18 protein-coding genes and 1 tRNA gene are annotated in these 22019 nt (G+C 35.2%); 9 read left to right on the plus strand and 10 right to left on the minus strand.

Going from position 1 to position 22019, the window contains the following annotated elements; translation table 11 throughout:
• Positions 1-5 precede the first annotated feature (5 nt).
• The 3 genes from trmB to ACHRV5_RS21110 form a co-directional block, all read right to left on the minus strand.
• Entirely contained in the window at positions 6-683 is a 678-nt protein-coding gene (gene trmB, locus ACHRV5_RS21100) for a tRNA (guanosine(46)-N7)-methyltransferase TrmB (RefSeq protein WP_047777827.1), read from the minus strand.
• 594 nt (positions 684-1277) lie between these two features.
• Positions 1278-2660 (minus strand): ammonium transporter, encoded by a 1383-nt coding sequence (locus ACHRV5_RS21105; protein WP_395428069.1) that lies wholly within the window; start codon positions 2658-2660, stop codon positions 1278-1280.
• Positions 2661-2923: 263 nt separating this feature from the next.
• On the minus strand, positions 2924-3415 hold the full coding sequence (locus ACHRV5_RS21110; protein ID WP_395428070.1) for a nuclear transport factor 2 family protein: 492 nt from the start codon (positions 3413-3415) through the stop codon (positions 2924-2926).
• 369 nt (positions 3416-3784) lie between these two features.
• Between ACHRV5_RS21110 and ACHRV5_RS21115 the strand changes: the two genes are divergently transcribed.
• Positions 3785-4474 (plus strand): hypothetical protein, encoded by a 690-nt coding sequence (locus ACHRV5_RS21115; RefSeq protein WP_395428071.1) that lies wholly within the window; start codon positions 3785-3787, stop codon positions 4472-4474.
• A 223-nt stretch (positions 4475-4697) separates the two neighbouring features.
• Here ACHRV5_RS21115 and wrbA read toward each other — a convergent pair whose 3' ends face one another.
• A complete protein-coding gene (gene wrbA, locus ACHRV5_RS21120) occupies positions 4698-5864 on the minus strand; it encodes an NAD(P)H:quinone oxidoreductase (RefSeq protein ID WP_230004322.1) in 1167 nt (388 codons plus the stop codon).
• Between the two features lie 227 nt (positions 5865-6091).
• The gene (locus tag ACHRV5_RS21125) at positions 6092-6406 is read right to left on the minus strand and encodes an HPF/RaiA family ribosome-associated protein (protein WP_047777697.1); all 315 of its coding nucleotides are present in this window, start codon (positions 6404-6406) and stop codon (positions 6092-6094) included.
• A 635-nt stretch (positions 6407-7041) separates the two neighbouring features.
• On the opposite strand from ACHRV5_RS21125, the gene ACHRV5_RS21130 reads away from it, so the two are divergent.
• A complete protein-coding gene (locus ACHRV5_RS21130) occupies positions 7042-7275 on the plus strand; it encodes a hypothetical protein (RefSeq protein WP_395428072.1) in 234 nt (77 codons plus the stop codon).
• 54 nt (positions 7276-7329) lie between these two features.
• Here the strand turns inward: ACHRV5_RS21130 and ACHRV5_RS21135 are convergent, their stop codons facing one another.
• On the minus strand, positions 7330-8124 hold the full coding sequence (locus ACHRV5_RS21135; protein WP_395428074.1) for an HNH endonuclease: 795 nt from the start codon (positions 8122-8124) through the stop codon (positions 7330-7332).
• Between the two features lie 336 nt (positions 8125-8460).
• Between ACHRV5_RS21135 and ACHRV5_RS21140 the strand changes: the two genes are divergently transcribed.
• Positions 8461-9183: a PmeII family type II restriction endonuclease gene (locus ACHRV5_RS21140; protein ID WP_395428075.1), complete on the plus strand. Its 723-nt coding sequence runs from the start codon at positions 8461-8463 to the stop codon at positions 9181-9183.
• Here ACHRV5_RS21140 and dcm read toward each other — a convergent pair.
• Positions 9142-10413 (minus strand): DNA (cytosine-5-)-methyltransferase, encoded by a 1272-nt coding sequence (dcm, locus tag ACHRV5_RS21145; RefSeq protein ID WP_395428076.1) that lies wholly within the window; start codon positions 10411-10413, stop codon positions 9142-9144. The two genes, ACHRV5_RS21140 and dcm, sit on opposite strands and share 42 nt — an antisense overlap.
• 315 nt (positions 10414-10728) lie before the next feature.
• Complete coding sequence (locus tag ACHRV5_RS21150; RefSeq protein WP_395428077.1) at positions 10729-13191, minus strand: AsmA family protein; 2463 nt, start codon at positions 13189-13191, stop codon at positions 10729-10731.
• A 264-nt stretch (positions 13192-13455) separates the two neighbouring features.
• Between ACHRV5_RS21150 and trxA the strand changes: the two genes are divergently transcribed.
• A complete protein-coding gene (gene trxA / locus ACHRV5_RS21155; protein ID WP_012023423.1) occupies positions 13456-13773 on the plus strand; it encodes a thioredoxin in 318 nt (105 codons plus the stop codon).
• Positions 13774-13824: 51 nt separating this feature from the next.
• On the opposite strand, the gene ACHRV5_RS21160 is transcribed toward trxA, so the two are convergent.
• Entirely contained in the window at positions 13825-15903 is a 2079-nt protein-coding gene (locus ACHRV5_RS21160) for an ATP-binding protein (RefSeq protein ID WP_395428078.1), read from the minus strand.
• Positions 15900-16607, minus strand: coding sequence for a LytR/AlgR family response regulator transcription factor (locus ACHRV5_RS21165; protein WP_395428080.1), 708 nt, complete (start codon positions 16605-16607; stop codon positions 15900-15902). Before ACHRV5_RS21165 ends, ACHRV5_RS21160 begins: the two co-directional genes overlap by 4 nt.
• Positions 16608-16844: 237 nt before the next feature.
• Between ACHRV5_RS21165 and ACHRV5_RS21170 the strand changes: the two genes are divergently transcribed.
• From ACHRV5_RS21170 to ACHRV5_RS21190, 5 genes are all read left to right on the plus strand, one after another.
• Positions 16845-17126, plus strand: a complete 282-nt coding sequence (locus tag ACHRV5_RS21170) for a hypothetical protein (RefSeq protein WP_395428082.1) — start codon at positions 16845-16847, stop codon at positions 17124-17126.
• 118 nt (positions 17127-17244) lie between these two features.
• The gene (locus tag ACHRV5_RS21175) at positions 17245-17841 is read left to right on the plus strand and encodes a hypothetical protein (protein ID WP_395428083.1); all 597 of its coding nucleotides are present in this window, start codon (positions 17245-17247) and stop codon (positions 17839-17841) included.
• 155 nt (positions 17842-17996) lie between these two features.
• On the plus strand, positions 17997-20573 hold the full coding sequence (locus tag ACHRV5_RS21180; RefSeq protein WP_395428085.1) for a M1 family metallopeptidase: 2577 nt from the start codon (positions 17997-17999) through the stop codon (positions 20571-20573).
• Positions 20570-21496 carry a DUF58 domain-containing protein gene (locus ACHRV5_RS21185; RefSeq protein ID WP_395428086.1) on the plus strand — a complete coding sequence of 309 codons (927 nt, stop codon included), beginning with the start codon at positions 20570-20572 and terminating at the stop codon, positions 21494-21496. The genes ACHRV5_RS21180 and ACHRV5_RS21185 overlap by 4 nt, the downstream gene beginning before the upstream one ends.
• Before the next feature lie 86 nt (positions 21497-21582).
• Positions 21583-21656 (plus strand) — tRNA-Asp (locus ACHRV5_RS21190).
• Positions 21657-22019: the final 363 nt, after the last annotated feature.

Genomic DNA, 22019 nt, shown 5'->3' on the forward strand with positions numbered 1-22019 from the left:
TTAAATTAGTCTTTAATTTTAAAACGAATATACGTAATTGCCTTATTAATTTCTAAATATTGTTTTTCATAGAAAGTTTGAAAAGCAGTAACTTCTTCCGGACTTCCTTCGTTTTTGTATACATTGTGATTCGCATATAGAACCTCGTGTCCTTCACCGTGTAATAATCCAAGGGTATACCCGTGCATAAATTCGCTGTCGGTTTTAAGGTTTACAACACCGTCTTTTTTAAGGATTTTTTTATACAATTGCAAAAACTCAGAGTTTGTCATTCTGTGTTTCGTTCTTTTGTATTTGATTTGCGGATCCGGAAAAGTAATCCAGATTTCATCTACCTCATTATCAGCAAAAATATGATTGATCAATTCGATTTGCGTTCGGACAAAAGCAACGTTATGTAAACCGTTCTCTACAGCAGTTTTAGCACCTCTCCAGAAACGAGCGCCTTTGATATCAATTCCGACAAAATTTTTGTTGGGATATTTTTCTGCTAATCCAACAGAATATTCACCCTTTCCACATCCTAATTCTAAAACTAATGGATTGTCATTTTTAAAGAAATCAGAATTCCATTTTCCTCTTAAGGGCATTAAATTGCCTACAACTTCTTCTCTGGTTGGTTGAAAAACGTTTTGAAATGTTTCGTTTTCTCTGAATCTTTTTAGTTTATTTTTACTTCCCACTTTTACAAAAATTTTCAGCAAAATTAAGGAATATAAACGAATGAATTACCTGTAACGGTTTAAAAACGATTAGTAGGATTGATTTTTTTGCCACAGATTAGAAGATTAAAGTGATTTTCTTGTTTTAATAAAGTATTCGAAATGAAAAATCAGTTTAATCCCTTAATCTGTGGCCTGTTTTTAATCAGTTTTTAGTTTTTTAGGCACTAATTAATTCAAGTAGCTAGTTAATCCTATTTGACGAAAACACAAAAAGATTGATTTGCCTCCTGCTTCAGCTGGAGGTATATGATTGAGAGGTGAATAATTGGCTTTAGCCGAAAGAACCGTGGTATAATTCGGCTAAAGCCATTAAATCTTGAACTACTTAAAATCCTCCAGCTGAAGCAGGAGGCTATTAAAAATGATACTTTTGAAAATATTTTAATTTTTACTAGAAATTTACGTTGTTATAATTCAAAAATGAGGTATAGGCGGTCTAATTTCAAACATAAAACAACTCGCAACTTAAATTAATTACAAGAATTAATTTTATCGCATAAAGTTTAAGGGCAAAGAAATTAGTGAAAATCAGTGTAATTCGTGTTAGTTTTTTTAATGATATTCTACTTCCGCGACCGCTAATAATTTTGGATCGAGTGTTTCGTCATGTTGTGATAAGTCCAAACCAATATGTTCGTTTTCTTCAGAAACACGCAACGGAATAATGAAATTGGTTACTTTGAACAGGAAATACGCCCCGAAGAAAGTAAAGATCGAAACCAAAACCAATGCCATCATGTGATGCCCAAAGACATTCCAACCACCATGTAATAAACTGGCATTTTCGCCATGAGCAAAGATAGCAGTCAGAATCATTCCCATAATTCCGCCAACACCATGGCAGGCAAAAACATCAAGCGTATCATCAAATCTTCTGGAAAGACTACAATTAACTACAGAATTGGAAACCAAAGCCGTAATAAATCCAAAAAATATACTCTCAGGAACCGAAACATAACCCGCAGCGGGCGTTATAGAAACCAATCCGACAACCGCTCCGATACAAGCTCCCAAAGCCGAAACTTTCCTGCCGTTCATTCTGTCAAAGAAAACCCAGGTTAACATTGCTGCTGCCGATGCTGTAGTGGTGGTCGCGAATGCCATTGCGGCCGTTCCGTTGGCAGCAAGAGCAGAACCGGCATTGAATCCGAACCAGCCAAACCACAACATACCCGTTCCTAATAATACGAAAGGAATATTAGTGGGGATGTGCAGACTGTTTTTTCTTTTTCCCAAAACCAAAACTCCGGCCAGTGCTGCAAAACCCGAACTCATGTGTACCACAGTCCCTCCGGCGAAATCTTTCACGCCAAAATAACTTCCCAAAATACCGGTCGGATACCAAACCACGTGGCATAATGGGGCGTAGATGAAAATGGTAAATAAGCTGATAAAAATTAAATAGGAAATAAAACGAACGCGTTCTGCAAATGAACCCGTAATAATCGCCGGAGCAATTATGGCAAACTTCATTTGAAACAAAGCAAATAACATAAACGGAATCGTACTGGCCAGTTTTTTATGCGGAAGAACGCCCACATAATCCATAAAAGCGAAAGTGGTCGGATTGCCAAAGAAACTGTAAAAATGGTCTCCTGAGCCAAAACCAACAGGATCACCAAAAGCCAGACTGAAACCTACTGTTACCCATAAAAGTGTTACAACACCCAAACAGATAAAACTCTGTAACATAGTCGAAATAACGTTTTTCTTGCCAACCATTCCGCCATAAAAGAAAGACAATCCCGGAGTCATAATCAAAACCAGGCAACAGGATGTCAACATCCAGGCAACATCGGCAGGAACGATATGATCGGTGGTGCCAAATTCAGACAATACATAATTGTTTTCTGTAACAGTTGGCCAAAAGGCTCCCGTAATACAAACAATACTGATAATAATAAAGGAAATGATCCAGCGTTTTTCTATTTTCATTTTTCAAATACTTTGTGTGAACCCTATTTTTTTTAGGGTTAAAGTTATGAAAAAATAAATATTCAGGATTTAATGTCTTGAAAAACAGGGGTAATTGTCTAATTTTAGTTAATTTTTCAAAACAAGGCTCATTTTTTTGATAGTATTCTATTTTGACTATCAAAAAAAGAGCCCTAATTGATAAATGTGTTGCAAGTAAATGGGAGATTACTTCTGTAACAGGTCCGAAAAGTTATAATTGTAATAAGAAAACGGAGAAATGTTTATTTTTTCTGAAGTTTTGCGATTAATACGTCTTCAATTGGAGCTTTTATTTTAATAGCAGCATCAACTTCGTCATTCGGAACAGTCATGGATAAAACATAATGTTGAATTTTCCATTCTTTCCCAACTTTTATCAAAACACCAGATCCGCGGCAAATTTTCATTTGAGTATTCAGTAATTCATCAAACCAAGCTGTTTTTCCGGATTTGTCAAAAAAGATATGGCGTTCTAAGGTGGTGAAATTCCAAGTTGTTCCTTTGTCGAAGAAAGGTTTTGCCCATGTTTTAAAGTCCGGTTTTACCCAATTTTCGGTGGCGTCTGTACCAATGAAAATGGCATCTTCGGCCATTAAATCAAAATAAGCATCGAACTTTACATCGGCAGCTGCTTTGTGCCAAGTGTCCAGTATTTGATTGATTTTGTTTTTTTCGGCATTTTGGGCATTCGCAAAAGTGGTGATGAAGAGTAGGAGTAACAGTGCTTTTTTCATAAGTGAGATTATTTGGTTTTAGAGCTAAGAAATATAGTAAAAGTTTTTTAAATCCTATAAGTGATATAAGTTCATATAAACTTTGTGGTTCTGTGTGAGGGTTAACCGCAAGGTGCGCAAAGAATTTTTATTGCTGTGTTTATTTAAACGCTAAGTCCGCAAAGCTTTGTGAAAAAAACTTTGCGCACCTTGCGTAGACCTTTGCGCACCTTGCGGTTAAATCAAGACAAAGATTTCGCACCCATTAAAGTTTAGCATACTATTAATATGAACTTACATCACTTATATGGTTTCAATTTTTTTTAATAAAATACAAATTAGAAATCAATCAAAAACCAGTATATTTGATTACTTTAAAATACCACTGTTATGAACCCGAAAATCTTTATAAGTTCCCTGTTTATCTCTTCTCTAGTTTTAGTGTCTTGTAAAAAAGAACTGGAACCACAGGAGAATACTCCAACATCAGAATTGATAAAATTAGGATTGATGAAAGATACGACGAAAGTCAATCCGGTAGTTCAGGCACCCGTTGCCAATCAAAATACGGTTATGAATGCAACAGGAGGGATAAATCCGGCACACGGAAAACCCGGACATCGTTGCGATATTGCCGTTGGAGCACCTTTAAATTCAGCTCCGACACAAGCACAGCAAACGCAGCAAACAACTGCGGGGCAACCGGTACAAACCGTACAGGTAAAACCGAATCAGTCTGTAGTTACAACGACAACAACGGCGGCAGCTCCAGTAAAAGTAGCAAAAGGAATGAATCCATCACACGGGCAACCCGGACACAGATGTGATATTCCGGTCGGATCACCGTTGAATTCTCCGGCAGGCACTAAACCAGTGGCGACTTCACAAGCAGGAACCCCTTCACAAAGCGGAACTTCTACGCAGAAATTTACAGTAACACCACCAGCTGCAAACAATGCAGTTCCAGCCTTATTAAGTACTGAAACCGAAACAAAAGTAGCCGAAGGAATGAATCCCGCACATGGTCAACCCGGACATCGTTGTGATGTTGCCGTTGGTGCACCTTTACCAAAATCGTAAAACATTATTTCATATAAATAGAAACCCGAATACAGAAGTTGTATTCGGGTTTTTTATTTTGTCATAGGTTTTTAAGTCTTCTTGCTTTTGGGTTCTCGCAAAGTAGCAAAATCGCAAAGTTTTCTCTCTCCCCTCCAGGTGTCAGGCTGAGCGAAGTCGAAGCCCCTTTTAACCTCTAAAAGTTTGGAATTTGGAATTTAAAAAAATTGGAATTTCCAACCCCTTACTCGATTTCAAAAACCGCCTGAATCTCCACAGCCGAATTGATCGGTAAAGAAAAAGCACCAATTGTAGCTCTGGCATGTTTACCTTTCTCTCCAAAAACCAAAGCGGTAAGATTCGAAGCCGAATTCATGATAGCCGCATGTTGCGTATATTCAGGAGTAGTGTTAAAGTAACCCGTTAGTTGCACACATTGTTTTACTTTGTTTAAATCACCACCGCAAGCTTCTTTTAGCACTGCAATTACATTTAGCATCGTTTGATAAGTGGCTTCCTTGGCTTGTTCATCTGTAACGGTTGCGCCAATTTTACCAGGATTTAGAATTTTACCGTCTTTTAAAGCCACTTGATTGATGTAAACTTTATGATCTGAAATGGTAAACGGTACATAATTCCCAACCGGTTTTGGAGCTTCCGGAAGTGTGATGTTGTTGTCTTTTAATGTTTTATTGATGTCAAAACCAACTTTAGATTCTACCGAAGTTGTTTTTAGAATTTTAGCGCTTTCGGTATTTTTCAATCCTGAAGCAGCTCTGGCCAAAGCTTTTCCTTGTTCCTTCGCTAGATTCAATTCACTTGGAGAAGGTCTTGTTCCCGTTGATCCTGCCAATGAAGTAGCGCCGAAAGGCGTATTTCCCTGTGGAACGGTTTTGTCTAAAGTTGCAGTTCCCATAATCCCTGTTGGCACAATAATCATCCCGTGTGAGGCCAGGATATTCCAAAAAGATAAGATGGCAGCTTCTTTTCCTGCTCCCGATCCTGCGGACATAAATACGGTTGCCGGTTTTCCTTCTAAAGCTCTTGAAGTCCAAAGTGGGATGCTCTGACTGAAAAAAGAATTCATCTCTGCACTGATGTTAGCAAAATGAACAGGGCTTCCGAAAGCGATTCCATCATAATTGACTAATTCTTCAATCGTTGCAACAGGTAGTTTTTCTACATCAGCGTTTAATTTTTCTTTTGAATTTATCGAGGGAACTCTTTTAAGTATTGCTTTTGAGTTCGGATAATCCTGAATTCCTTCGGCGATTGCTTTTGCCATTTTATAGGTTCCTCCGTTTTGAGAATGAATCAGAACCAGTACCGTTGTTTCGGTTGTTTTTACTTGCGCATTTACACCAAAGCCAATAAAAATTGCTGTTAGTAATACGAGTAGTTGCTTTTTCATGGATGTATTTTAAATGATTTGTTATTGAAAAACCTAAAACAGAAATCAATTCATGTAAGGTAAAAAAGACGCTCTTTAGGGGCTGCAAATTTACTTCATGCAATATCGAAAACCGTTATTATTATCTTAATTGATTGATAAATTTTGAGAGCAGGAAAAACAGCTGAAAACTAAAAAATGGCATTATCCCGTAAGACAATGCCATTTTTTAGTTGTTAGTATATGGATTAATACGCTTTCATTTTTTCGAAAGTAGTAGTAAGTGATTTTTTAATTTTGGCAGAGGCACCCTGAAAGGCTTTTTCGATACTCTCAGCATGTTCTGTAACTGTAACCGGTTGCAATTTTGCGGTACGAACTTCAATAACACATTTCTTGTCGTGCAGGCTGAATTTCTCACCATTTTCGTCTCCGAAATGTACTTCTATGCGTGTAATTTTGTCTTCAAAACGAGCCAGTGTTTTTTCTAATTCACCAGAAAAATAAGCCTCTAATCTTTCGTGTCCCTCAATGTTTTTGTCGGTGTTAATTTGAATTTTCATATTACTTATTGTTTATATGTTTAATACTTGATTGGTTTAAATCTTGTTTCTCAAAGCTATTATTTTATCAATTAAAAAACAATCGAGTTAATAAAACATTAAGAATTTTTTTTGAGATTTTACGCCTCGTTTGTCAATTCCAACGCAGGAGGAATCACATGCGAAGTTCCGCTGCCGTAATCAGACTAAATTGTAAGAACCCCGTGTAAGTAGCGTAATTTTTTTGGGTATATTAGCAATCTTAAATTTTAAGGATCTGAATTCGAAAAACTTTTACCTGTATAGTATGCTGGTGGTATTGGAAACAACTGCAACGCTCTGAAAGGCGTCGGACAGCTAAGCTATGCGGGTTTTATATTTTGTGGTTTGACTTGTTTGTTAATTTGATTTTTGCAGTCAGAAAAGGAAACGAAGAATCGTCATGGACAGTTATAAAATAGTCGAAGTCAGAAATTAAGGAAATTACAGACGGTTTTTTGGTTTTTGTATGTTTATAGTCCTAAACACAAAGATTATGAACCCAAAAAAACTTTTACCCGTGTGGTATGGTGGCGGTATTGGAAACAACTGTAACGCTCTTTGTGGCGTAGGACACCTAAGCTATGCGGGTTTTATTTTTCCTAAACACAAAGATTATGAGTACAAACACCCTTTCAAAAGAAACAGAATTAAGATTAATTGATTTCTTTAATGAATCAATTGATCTTAAGAGTATGGCTAAAACAATTCGTCAAGTAAATTATCTGCTAGCCTTAAATGTTATGCGAGAAAATGAATCCTTAGAGTCGGATCAAATAAATCTCGACGACAGTTTCTACTGGCTGAATAAATTAGCTGAGGTTCTGGATCCTTATCTGGATGTTGAATGATTCATGTAAAAAAGCCACTGAGAAAGTGGCTTTTTTTGTTATTACTATTATAAGTTATTTAAACAAAGGTTCACTATTTTTATTAAAAATCATGTCTAAATGATATTCGAGAAACTCTTTCCGTGGAGAGTATTTCAGAGCTACATTGATTTTTTGATTTTCAATTGAATAAAAATATTTGTTGAAGAATTCTGTTCCCTTTTTCTTTTTGATTGAATCAGAAAAGATTATTTCATGATTTAGGTTTATTCCAATTAGTCCACTGTCGAAAGCTTTGTCATAAAGTGCAGAAAAACAAATTCCATTTTCAGGATTTAGACGATGTTCTTCGTTTTTAGACCAAGGCATAATATGACTGGCTAATAACAACTCTGGGATGTCAATACCTGAAATGGAGCATTTCGTATTGTAATTTGATAAAACCATTTGTCTAAAAACAGATTGATTTACTCTAGTTTTTACTGCTCTAATAACATCTTGTCCTTTCAAGTCTTTTGTATCAAAAAGTATATCTTCAAATTTCTTTTCAATTGATGTGTTCTCTTTCTGAGCTAGAATTTGTTCACTTAAGAAAATCAATTCTTCTTGATTGTTGAAAAACTCATCCCAAATAGGTTGTACAATCTTTTTGCCACCATCCATTCCTTTAATTCCTCTTGCTTTTAATACAGGATCAACGCTTGCAAAGTTGGCTAAGCGCAATGCAACTGAACTAGGAGTTCTATTAATCAAATTAGATAAATGAATAATATCTTTATTTGTGCTATGTGTTTTTCCAAACGGAATTTTTAAGTATAAATTAAAAGCAAGAATTAATTCTTCTTTCGCCCATAGTTTTGATGGTGGCATTTGTTTGTTTTTGGATTGCTAGTATCAAAGATAAGATATATAAACTATAATCAATTTAATAGCAGAAAGTGCAGTTATAATTTATTTATGGAGATTAAATCACTTTGATGTAAAAGGAATCAAGTAAATTTTTTAATATAAAAAAGAGTAACTTGATAAAAGATTATGGAAAAATGTTCAAAAAGTTTTGGACAGAAATTAAGTTATTTTATAAAGAAGAGCTACAGCCGTAGTTGAATAAATGTTATCTCGGGTCCGATGTATGTGCAATTTTAATTTTCTAAGAATTGAATTAAAATTCTTATTTTAGCAATCTAAAATTCATAAAAAATAGAGATGCAGCAAATAACGGAAGAAGAATTATTGATTAAAATTGTTAAATATTTTGAAATTAATATTTTTGAAAATCATATTAATGCATCATTAAAAATACATTCAAAACTTAAAAATTATAATATAAATCCAATTGTTGTAAAGTATTTATCAAAAGTTTTGGAAAACAATTATAATCCAGAAGGTGTTGCTAAGGCATTATACTATCCCAGGGTTTTAGGAACTTCAATAAACACTTCATTTGGGACAAATATTCAAAAAATGTTTATTAAGCTTGATTTGGCAGATGGATCTGCAATTAAGGGAATTGATATAGAGTTTCTTGACAAGATTGATGGTAGGAAAAAATGGTGTCAATTAAAATCAGGTCCAAATACTATAAATTCAGAAGATGTAAACCCGTTAATTGCGAAGTTTACCAATACTATAAGATTGGCAAGAACTAATGATGCTTTATTAGGGAGTAATAATAATGATTTTATTGTTGGGGTTCTATATGGAGAACAGTTACAATTAAGTATGCATTATAAAAAAATAGATGAAGTATATCCAGTTATTATTGGCCGTGAATTTTGGCATAGAATAACTGGCTTCCCAAATTTTTATGATGGCTTAGTTGTCGCTTTACACGAAATTATAAATCATTTAGATACTAAAGAATTTATAACTAAAGGATGTGAAGAATTAGCTGATGATATTAGAAAGTCTATTCTCTTTAATTTTTAAGTTTGCATAATATTTATTTAAAAACTTAATAATAGAATATCCAACTTCCTTACCTAAATTAACTGGAACTGCATTCCCAATTTGTTTATATTGTTGAGCAACAGACCCTTCAAATTGCCAATCATCTGGAAATGTTTGAATTCTGGCATATTCGCGAACTGTAAATGGTCGAGTTTCTTCTGGATGGCATCTTTCAGTTTGTTTTTGTGCCGGACTACAAGTTAAAGTAAGACAAGGCTCGTCCCAACCGATCCTTCTAGCGATTCCAGTTTTACCTCCACCAAGATAAAAACTTCCACCCATAAAATCTTTTTGAATATCTAAAGGTAAATCTCTCCAATATCCTTTTTGTGGAACTAATTTTAAAACATCTATTTTAGTTTGAGGATATTTTGAACCTGTCGAGAGGGGGACATCGCAATCAAATAAATCGCCTTTTTTTAAAGCGTCTTTTAGGTGAAAAATTTTGTTATATGGTTTAGGATACTCATATTTTACATTAATGTCCTTTCTGATACCAACTAAAATTAGCCTTTCTCTTTTTTGAGGAACGTTAAAATTAATTGCTTTTAAGATCTGTACGGGTACAACATTATATCCGATTTCATCTAAAATAGAAATCATACCCTGTAATGTGTTTCCTTTGTCATGATTTAGTAAACCACGAACATTTTCTCCGATACAAATTGGTGGGTTTACCTCTTTAACAGCTCTAGCAAATTCATAAAATAATGTTCCTCTAGCATCAGCTAAACCAAGTTTTTTGCCTGCGTAACTAAATGCCTGACATGGAAAACCACCAGTCACAACATCTACTTTGTTATAATATTCTGAAAAATTGAATTGTTTAATATCCCCTTCTAATACATTCCAATTTGGTCTGTTTGCTCTTAGTGTTTGACATGCCCATTTATCTATTTCATTTAAAGCGACACATTTAAGTCCTGCTTTTTCCATACCAATGGCCAGTCCGCCTGCTCCAGCAAAAAGTTCTAAAACCGTATAATTATTCTCTGGTTCTATATGATTTGAAATAGTTTCGGGAATGTCACCATCTATAAAGCTTAAAAAAAGAGTATCTATTTCTGATTTTCTGTACATTCTATAATTGCTCATAGGTTCACGTACAGCATTCAATTTTCCCTCATTGTCCCATCGTCTCAAAGTCTCTTTACTTTTTCCAAGTAATTCTGATGCTTCAGATAATGAAATATAATCACTCATAACCAAGTTGTTTAACGTTATACAATGGTTACAAATTTAGAGGAAAAATTTTCATATTCAAGAGTGTTTTTTGTTATAAATTGGAACATTTTTTTAATTTACTAAAGATCATTTAAATACAATAATAACTAACGCAATGCATTTTTTAGTTTCAGTATTAATTTTATACTCCTTTATCAGTCTTCTATAATTTTTTTCCATATATGATTTTAGGTTTTGTATTTTTTGATATGGGTTAACTTTGTTAAGAACTTGAGTAAAATTGTTTCGCTTTTCAAACTGTAAAACTTTTATTCTCAGAATGTTTTATCTATTATAAGGTTACTTCCCCCTCTTTCCCCACTTAATCTTCATCTTCCCCTCATCATCCAGTGCAATCAAATGCAACACAATCCCACGTTCTCGAACCGCATCACGCTCAGCTTTGCTGGCTAGTTTTACATCGTTTTTGGAATTTCGTAAAGGGATGGTGAGAGCCAGATTGGTGCCACGGCCAAAGGAATAAATCCCCTCGACGTCGAAGTTTAAAACACTCGAACTGATGGTTAAATTATGAACGTCGATTCGCTCTCCGCGTAGATTTACATTGCCCGACAAATCGCTGAAAGTAATGTTTTTGACATCGCGAAACGGAAACGCAAACTTGCCAATCCTTACAATAGGTTCAAAGTTCAATAAGGCACCCTGATTGACAGTAAAGCCCAGATTTCCGGTCATAGAATTGGTGATGAGTTCGCCTTTGTCGTTGATTAAACCGGTAACATTGGCATGGGAACTGAGTTTTCCTTTGATGTCTTTTGGACTAAAAGAACGGATTCCGAAATTGTTGAACGAACGCAGAAAATTCGCAATATCAACCCGGTTAACCTGCGCATTAGATTGAAAGGTGTAATTGTTTCCTCTGGGCTCAATCGACCCGCTAAAAGCAATCGATCCGCCGGAGGTTTGTAAGGAGCCATTTTTTAAAGACAGTTTCGAATTAATCATTTGGATTATAGCTGAGGTGTTGGTGGCGGTCAGTTTTCCGTAATTGATTTTGTCGGCTTTGAGGTTGATAACAACGGCACATTTCTCGATTACGGAGCGCATTTGATTCGAAAAGTTGACGTTTTTAACCGGTTTTTGCGCTACTTTTTTGGCTTGAGAGTTTTTTAGAATTCCCAGAAATTGCTTGACGTCGATATTCGGGCAATAGATATTCCAGTTGATCACCATTTTTTCGGGAGCATCGTAATAGAGATTGAGGAAATTATCGATTTTTCCGTCTATGCGAAAACTGTTGTTTTTATGTTTGTAGGTAATTTGTTTGATGAGCAGTGCTTCCTGAGTAAAGTTGAGCTGAATGTTGGTTTCTTTAGCATGAATCTTTTTAGGAATATAATCAAAAGAAGCGTTGCTGATATTGACATCACCGGTAAATCGGGGTTTGGTGATGTACAAATCGACAATATTAAATTGAAATTTCAAACCCGCATGCGCATGACCGCTTGTAAAATTAATCCATTTGTCACTGCACATTTCGTTGATATTCTGAATGTCAAAATCGGAACTCATGTTTCCTGTAGCAATGGGATTTTCTAAATTATTGATGACAACTTGCGGAATTTTAATGGGCATTTTTTGATAGTTTCCAAAGAAATGACTCAGAACAATAGCCGAATTGGCATCATTAAAACCCTCTTTTGGCTTGAAATTGTTGGTGAAAATCCCTTTGAAATTACAATCGGTAAAAAGTCCGTCAGGAATAGTGAGTTCATTGTTGGCGATTTCGGCCTGAACGACAATTCTGGGGTCGCCCTGATCATTAAAATCCCCTTTGATGTCACAATTGACCTTAATTTCTTTTTTTAGATTAAATCGGTTAAGCTTAGAGCTGATATTATCCGATAATAAGTTCGATGCATTTTGCCATAAAATGGTAGTTCCGATATTGATTCCGAAAGGCGAATTTGTTTTGCCGACCGTAAAAAAAGCAATGATGTCAAAAGAATCCGTTCCGATTTTTAAGCCTTTGGTGTCTACGTTTATTTTTTGATTTTTAGACGAGTACGAAATGTCAAAAGTACCTTGAAGTATTTTTTGCTTGGCAAAACTCCCATGAACGGTATTAAACGCTAAACTTTTAACAGTAGTTTTTAAAAACAAATCCGTTTGCCAGTCGTCACCATCGTAATCTACCTTTGATTTTAAACTCGCAACATCAAAATCAAAAAGTTTATGACCAACACGATTGTCCAGAATAAAATGAACATTGTTAAGGTTGATTTGACCAATTGTGGTTTCTGTTTCAGATTTGTTTTCCGGTGATTTTTTCTTTTTAGATTTAAAAATATCAGAATTCGAATAACCGTTTGCGGCTTTGTAGAGATAAATGTCGGCTTCGTTGATTAGGATTTTACGAATGTTGATTTCGTGTTGCAGCAAACTCCAGACATTCAAACGGACTTCAATTTCTTTTGCTTTTAATAGGGTATGATGATGTGTTTTCCATTGTTTGTCTTTGAGTTCGACTTCTTTTAAGGCCAGCGTAAAGTTTGGAAAACCAGTTAAAAACTTGTATTGAAAATCGCCAATATGAAATTCTCCATTGATGTTTTCGTTGATTTTAGCATTGATTTTGGCTATAATTTCCGGTTTATTCCGATTGAAATAAAAAGACAAAGCGCCCGAAGTAATAAGAAGGAGCGTTATACATCCTAAGACAAAAAGGCCAAAGCGTTTCGCGTATTTTTTAAAATGCACTGATTGCAAAAAATCTTTTATTTGAAGTAAAGTTGCTTTCATCTGAACGAATTTTCCGAATTATTAAAGATACATTAAAAAAGGAAAGTATTTTTAAAAAGATGTCTTTTAATGACTTGTAATTCAGGGTGTGGGAATAAAGAATTTACTATTGGTATAATTAATGACAATGCATTTATAATGAAAACTAATTTACGAATGGCGCTTGATTGGTTTTAAATTTCTAAATTTGTACCCAAGTTAAAGAACTAATTAGAAAATGTTCCCGGAGAATTATCAAAGGGATGAACTTTAAATGAAATTATTATGGCATTAGCAATCACAGATGCTACTTTTGATGAAGTAGTTTTGAAATCAGATAAACCGGTAATGGTAGATTTTTGGGCAGCATGGTGCGGTCCTTGTCGTATGGTTGGTCCAATCATTGACCAATTAAGTGACGAATACGCAGGAAAAGTAGTTGTTGGGAAAGTAGATGTAGATGCAAACCAGGAATTTGCTGCAAAATATGGTGTGCGTAACATACCAACTGTTTTGGTTTTTCATAACGGTGAAGTAGTAGGGAAACAAGTAGGAGTTGCTCCGAAACAAACCTATGCAGATAGTTTAGACGCTTTGTTGTAATCGTAAGATTATAATTTATACTCAAAGGTTTGGCGAAAGTCAAACCTTTTTTTATTGAAATAGAATAGTGAAAGTTGTTCCGGAACCAAGAGCTGTCACCACTTCGATCTTGCAATTAATGGCATTTGCCAGATCCCGGATCAAATGCAATCCTAAACCATTTTTAATTCCGATTACTTCAGAATGATCGTATAAGGCTTTAAATTCTTCTCGAGTTCCGCCTGAACCATTGTCAGTTATAGAAAGAAAATAGCTGTTGTTTTCTTGGTGGGCTTTCCAGGTTATTACCCCGTCCGAAGTTTTATTAAGCGCCTGAATAGCATTTCCGGTCAGATTACGAATGATTGTTTTGAGGTAATTTTCATCGGTTTCAAGGATGATATTTTCGGGATTTTCAAATACAAATGTTACATTTTCTACACTCGAAAAATGTTTCTGCGTTTCTTCGAATAAAAGCGCTACCGTAACCTTCTTTTGTAGCGGTTTAAAGTTTTCCATTTGTCCCTTACTCCACAATAATATATCCTCCATAGACGATAATAAATTCTCAGCTCCGGTAATAATTTTGTTTTGCATGCGCAAAGCTGTGGCCTCATCGAGTAGCTCCGGACTCTCTTTTTGTAGGTGTAAAAAGTGGATTAAATTCGAAATCGGACTTCTTAAGTCATGGTTTAGAATGCCAAAAAAGCGGGCCTTTATTTTATTGGCTTCGTCGAGTTCTTTGTTTAAAAGCTGTAGTTTTTGATTCGTTTTTTTGCGATTCCGACTCTGATTAAACAACAACAATCCAATAATGGCAACCAGACTAAGTCCGCCAATTAAAAACAGACGTTGTTTTTCCGACTCTTTAATCTGAATATTTTTTATGGTATTTTCAATCGAAAGATTCTTTATTTTCTGTCCTTTCGTTTTGTTTTGATAATGTGCTTCGGCGTTGGCAATACTTTGTTTGGCTGATTCCTGTAGCATTTCGTCATTGTATTTGCTGTAGATTTTATTGTATCGGTAGGCTTCTTCCCAATTCCCCAGAGTAGCATAACTTTCAGAAAGTTTTTTATTGATGGTTACAAAGGACTCTTTGTCGTAAGTAAGGGCGCTTTTAGAAGCCAGGGTCAGCGTTTCGATTGCTTTTTTATAATTGCCTTTTTCATACCATACTTTTCCCATTATGGTGTTGGCTTCCATGAGAATTTCATCGTCATTTGATTTTTGTCCGTATAAAACTGCTTTTTGAGCGTATTTATAAGCGGTGTTTGACTGATGATTTCCGATGTAATATTCAGACATGCTTCGGTTGGCAAAACTTAGATTAAGAAATAAGGAATCGTTTACCGATGGGTAGGTATGGATTAAATTGTAGTATTTCTTAATGCTATCAAGGTTGTTTAATGCAACAAAAGATTGCATATAGTAGTTGCACGAGAAAGCACTTATATAGGGAGAAGTTTTGATATAAGGTTTGGCATCGTTTAAGTATTCAATGGCTTTATGGTACTGTTTCATTTTTACATACGCACTGGCAATCTGGCTATAAGAAACCCCAATGTTCTCGGTATTAGCAACGCTTTTTTCAAGAAGTTTTTTATAATTGATTGCTTTTAACTGATACTGAATGAAAGGCTCGTATTCTGAATAATTCAGATAATATTCTCCAAGACTTCCGTAGAGAACGGCCTTCATATAATTGCTTTTTGTGGTATCCAGTACTTTTTTGATGTAAAGAATCAGCTCTTTGTTTTTGGCTGTTTCATTAAGCGCATAATACGTATAATTGAGGCGCATTAAAGCCGATGTTTCGGTTTTAATTTGTTTGCTGCTTTTGGCATACTGCAAGGCGAGTTCGTAATTTGCTAAAGCTTTTTGGTATTGATTGTTGCTGAATTCATAACTAATCCCCCGATAAAGGTAAAAGCGACCAAGATAAGCAGGATGGTTTTTGGCGAGATCAATTCCTTTTTCTGTAATTAATAACAGTTTGGGATAATTTTCTGAATCTAAAGCAGTATCGGCATATTTTAGCCAGACTTTAAGTTTTTGTTCTGTAGTCTTGTATGGGGTTAAATCGGGTTCTTGTTGCGGATAAGCAGCAATCGCAAATAAGAGAAAAAACAAAAAACCTATTTTTCTCATGAGAACAGATTTAGATTTTCTTTGTAACTTCTTCCAACAGGAATAGCGATGTTGTTGTTTAGTACAATTTCGGTCGCATTTATTTTTTGAATAAATTGTTTCTGAACGGCAAAACTTCTGTGGATTCGGATAAAAGATTGAAAATGATCTTCTTTTAATAAATTTCCGATACTCGATAAAACACAATGCCTCTTTTTGTTTGTGATCAGCAGTGTGTAATCTTTAAGAGCTTCGAGGTATAGGATTTCATGGAGTTTAACCTTGGTTTGTTCATGACCTTCTTTGATATAAATGGTGTCGCCGCCAATACTTGCTTCAAAAAGCGAGGCTTTGAGTTTGATTTCCATAAACTCTTCGATACGATTTATCGTTTGCGTGAAACGTTCCTGTTTTAAAGGTTTTACGATGAAATCTAATGTTTCGATCTGAAAACTCTCTACAGCATGCTCGGGATGTGCCGTTATAAAAATACAAACCGGAATAGCCAAAGCTTGTTTTCTAAAATCGATTCCGTTTAACCCCGGCATATCGATGTCCAGAAATAAGATGTCAACTTTTTCTTTTTCTATAAAAGGAAGCGCCTTTTCCGCCGATTCAAAAACACCTAAAATATCCAGCACAGGGAACTTCTTTGCATAAGAAAGAACTGTTAGTCTGTCTATTTCGTCATCGTCGATAATAATGCAGGTGTATTTTTTTATCATAAAACAGAATTTAGTAAATGCAAAAAATGATAAGAACAACTAAAAAAACAGTCGTCTGTCTATTTAAAATGTTGTTCGTCTATTAGCTGTTTTTGCGTCGGTTTTAATCGTGCAAATTTGTTTTGGAATTAATTCATTAGAAAAAGGAACTGTTGTTTGTCCCGTTTTGACTTTTACAAAATTAAGGCTATTGAATTAAATAAGAGCTATTTACTAAAATTTAAAACTAAAATCCCTATGAAAACTATAAAAATATTTTTCACCGTTTTATTAGCTGCTCTTTTTAGTGTCTCCTGCAGCAGCGACAATGATAAAGAGACTGTCACAAATTATGAAGTGGAGAACCCGTTAAACTCAGTTGTTGCTCAAGTCGGATTAAAGAGATACGATTATATGAATAACCCATCAGAAGAGTTGGGATTGGTTTTTACCCCCTACTGTAAAAGGAAACATCAAAGTAATTACGGTAAAATTGCCTGGCGCAAGTCCGGGGCTGCGGGTAACGATTTGGGATTTTGATTCAGAATATTTTAGAATGCAAGGACGTCTATTAAGGAAGTCGCTGGCCTATTGGTGTTGTTTTTATTTGAAAAAGACATCACAAGTTTGATTATTAATAATTTAAAAAACAGAAAAAATGAAAAAGAATTTTTTAATGCTGGGAATTATGATCTTAACCATGTTGTCTTCTTGTTCTAAACCAGATGACGGAGCGGATGGAGCAGATGGAAAGGATGGAACTAACGGAACCAATGGTACCAACGGAGCAACTGGTTCTGCAAATGTTATTTATAGCGATTGGAAAACCTCTCCTTATGTAAGCCGTGATACAACGGTTGACGGAACTTGTTTGAGAGTAAGACATTTAAATGTACCGGAGCTTAGTGCTGACATTTTAAAAAGTGGTGTAATCCTGACGTATTTTCGTATTGGTTCTCTTGGTCCTTACAATCTTCCCTATATCAGTGATGCAGGAGGAGCTACCAATCAAATAAGTTCTATTTACAATTTAAACAAGATCTTGATATACAGACATACGTTTGATTCTTGTCGATTTACATCAGCCGTTGCGGAGGCTTTTCCGGGTCAGCCTGTAATGTTAACTTTGCCTCAGAGTTTAGAATATCGTTATATTATTATTCCGGGAGGCGTAAAAGCAGCAAAAAAAGTGCTGCCGAATTATTCAAAAATGTCCTATTCGGAAGTGTGTGAGTCTTTGAATATTAAGGAATAATTTAATTCCAATAAGAAATTAAGTTTGCCAATAGGTTGTTGTTATATTTTAACAGCAACCTATTTCTATTTGGTTAAATCGAATAAAAAGTCAGGATCTATAGTAAAAGCTAAGGAAGTCTTCTTTAATTTTAGCAAATCTTAATATTCTTAAAAATGAAAATTTTCTACAGCTTTCTTCTCTGTTTTACAATCGCAGCAATTGGGTGCTCACAAACGAAACAAAAAGGAACTCTTATTTTAGACAACGGTGTCTCGGAGCAATTGGCACGTTTTCGAAAACAACAAATTTCAGAGGTGTCTTACGGATTGTCATTTGAGATTCCAAATCAAAAAGAGCAGGATATCAACTCCAATCTGGTTTTGAATCTTACCTTATCTACTTTAAAAGAGCCTTTGTATTTAGACTTTAAAGAGAAAGCGCAGAACCTAAAAACAATCGAAATAAACGGAAAAAGCAGTGTCATTTTGCAGGAGAAAGGGCATGTCGTTATTCCGACTGAAAATTTAATTTTAGGTAAAAATACAGTTGTAATTTCCTTTATTGCCGGGAATTTATCCTTAAACCGCAACGATGATTTTCTGTATACTTTATTAGTCCCGGATCGAGCGAGTACCTTATTTCCGTGTTTTGATCAGCCTGATATTAAAGCAACTTATAAATTGAGTCTTACGGTTCCAAAAGAATGGTCGGTTTTGGCAGGTGGTTTTGTAAAGGACAAACAAGAACAAGGTGATTTTGTGAAATATACTTTTGGGGAATCGGATAAGATGAGTACCTACTTGTTTTCATTTGTTGCCGGAAAATTTAAAAGTGTTACTCAAAAACCGGGCAATAGGCAGATGACGATGTTGTATCGGGAAAACAATCCCGAAAAACTGCAAACCAGTACCGATACTATTTTTAAATTGCACCAACAATCGTTGGATTTCTTAGAAAAATATACGAATTGTAAATTTCCATTTCAAAAGCTGGATTACGCTTCGATTCCCGTTTTTCAATATGGCGGAATGGAGCATGTTGGCGCCATTCAATACAAAGAATCGACTTTGTTTTTAGACAATACAGCAACCGATAGTGAGAAACTGGACCGTGCTAAATTAATCGCTCACGAAACATCGCACATGTGGTTTGGAGATTTGGTTACGATGAAATGGTTCAATGATGTCTGGATGAAAGAGGTATTTGCAAATTTTATGGCAGATAAAATTATGAATCCGATTTTTCCGAAAGTCAATCACAATCTGCAGTTTTTTACTGCTCACTATGCTAATGCTTACGCCGAAGACCGATCATTAGGAACACATCCGATAAGGCAAAACTTAGCAAATCTAAAAGATGCAGGTTCTCTTTACGGAAGTATTATTTACAACAAAGCACCTATAATGATGCGTCAATTAGAAGCTTCGATGGGGAAAGCAGCTTTTCAGAAAGGAATTGAAAAATACATTAAAAAATACGCCAATGATAATGCGGATTGGAATAATCTGGTTGAAATTCTAGATGCAGAAACACCACTCGATATGCAAAAATGGAGTACGGTATGGGTGAATAAATCAGGAAGACCCTTATTGAAAGACAAAATAGAATACGATGCCCAAAACCGAATCTCGAAGTTTGAAATTTTACAAGAGGCAGAAGATAAATCGGCAAATGTATGGCCTCAGATTTTTGAAATTGGTTTGGTTTATGCCGATAAAGTGCAAGTGGTAACTGTTAATCTAAAAGGTAAAAGCCTTCTTTTAAAAGAGTTAACCGGACTCCCAAAACCGATTAGTGTGGTTTACAATTACAACGGTTTTGGATATGGTGTTTTTCCGCTTGACGGGAAGAATCTGGAAACTGTTTTGACTTTAAAAGATGAGGTTGCAAGAGCTTCAACCTACAGCAATATGTATGAAAATACCTTGACAGGAACTGTTTTGCCCGTTAAAGCGTTTGATTGTTTTGTGAAAGGAATTCAAAGCGAACAAAATGAATTGGTTCTAAAAATAATCACCAATCAGACCAGTTCGGTTTTTTGGAAATTCCTTACCGAAAAACAACAAAATGCAAAGCAAAAACAATTAGAAGATATCGTTTACGAACGTTTGCAGGCTAATTTACCGGGAAATATCAAAAAGACGTTGTTTAATTTGTTTAGTTCAATTGCCTATTCAGATTCAGGGAAAGAAAAGTTATATAAGATCTGGACTAAAGAAACGGTTGTTTCAGGTTTGAAATTAAACGAAGACGATTATACCAATATCGCTATGAATTTGGCTATATTTAAGCATGAAAAAGCAGCTGAGATTTTAGAGAAAACCAGAACAACAATTTCAAACCCGGACAAGCAAAAACGTTTTGAGTTTCTGCTTCCCTCTTTGTCTGAAGAAGAATCCGTACGAAATGCTTTTGTAGAGTCTTTAAAAGACGATGAAAACAGAGAGAAAGAATCGTGGGTTTCTGTTGGTTTGGCTAATATACATCATCCGTTACGTCAGGAAAGTGCGCAAAAGTATATTAGATTTTCATTAGATTTGACAGACGAAATTCAACGTACAGGAGATATTTTCTTTCCAAAGGACTGGTTGAATAATACCATTGGTAAATATTCTTCAAAGTATGCTTTTGACGAAATACAGCGATTTTTAAAAGAGAATCCGGAGTTTAGTCCAATTCTTAAAAGAAAAGTATTGCAGGCAACAGACGGTTTATATCGTGCTCAAAAAATTAAAAAAGAAACCGAATGAAAATCGAATCGGAAATAGAGAAAGTTTCAAGTTTTCAGCATCTCGAAATGCTGGCCAATCAGGTGGTAGAAGGTTTTATATCCGGAATGCATAAAAGTCCGTTTCATGGATTTTCGGCTGAATTTGCTGAACATAAGGTGTATAATGCGGGAGAAAGTACCAAACACATCGATTGGAAATTATTTGCCAAAACAGACCGTTTGTATACCAAACGTTTTGAAGAAGAAACCAATTTGCGTTGTCATATTATTGTCGATAATTCTTCGTCGATGCATTATCCCGAACTAAAATCAAATCAGCCTTTTTATGAAAAGAAGATTGGTTTTTCGGTTCTGGCCTCAGCGGTTTTGATGAACATCCTTAAGAAACAGCGTGATGCCGTTGGTTTGAGTGTTTTCTCTGATACCTACGAATATTACGCTCCTGAAAAAGGAAGTGACCGCCATCATAGAATGCTGCTCAACAAATTAGAGCAATTGTTAGAGCAACCAAAAATCAAAAAAAGCACCGATACGATTACTTATTTACATCAGATCGCTGAAAAAATACACCGCCGCTCGATGATTATCCTGTTTACAGATATGTTGCAGACAGAAGAAGATGAAAAATTGTTTAATGCACTGCAGCATTTGAAGCACAATAAACACAAAGTGGTTTTGTTTCATGTTATCGATGATAAAACAGAACTTAAATTTGACTTTGACAACACCCCTCGCAAGTTTATAGATGTAGAGACAGGGGAAGAAGTGTCGATTTTTGCCGATAATGTAAAAGAAGAATATGAAAAAAGAGCAGAAGAGTACTTTAAAAAATTGTCTTTGACCTGTGCAAAGAACCAAATTAAGTACGTTCCGGTAAATTTTGGCGATAATTTTGAAAAAATACTCACGACATATTTAGTTGAAAAACAAAACTTTGGCTAATATTTTGAAAATTTATTTTATTTTTTTTACAAAAACACTTGCAGAAACGAAATTCTATACTATCTTTGCAACCGCAATAACGCAGAGGTTTGGTAGTTCAGTTGGTTAGAATACATGCCTGTCACGCATGGGGTCGCGGGTTCGAGTCCCGTCCAGACCGCAATATTGGGGAAAGCCTTTCTTAACGGAAAGGCTTTTTTGCCCAAATACGGTATCTAAGATTAGTTGTGTTGTTTTGCTACGAATTTGTAACTCGTAGCTGGTTTAGTAGTTAGACCAATGAAAAGCTTTCCACTTTTGTGGATGGCTTTTTTGATTTATACCAATTGGTGTTTTTTGTAAATTCCAATCTTTTGAAATCCCAAATTCCAAAATTGTGTCGAAATTTTAACCGCAAGGTTCGCAAAGTTTAATTGTAGCAATATGAATCCTTTTAATTTTATGACTAATTTTTTGCACGCAGATTTAGTTTATCTAAAAAAGACACACACACGGTTTGTCCTTTCGACGAAGGAGAAATCTC

The organism is Flavobacterium sp. FlaQc-52, assembly GCF_044007495.1.
Taxonomy (GTDB): domain Bacteria; phylum Bacteroidota; class Bacteroidia; order Flavobacteriales; family Flavobacteriaceae; genus Flavobacterium; species Flavobacterium cupriresistens.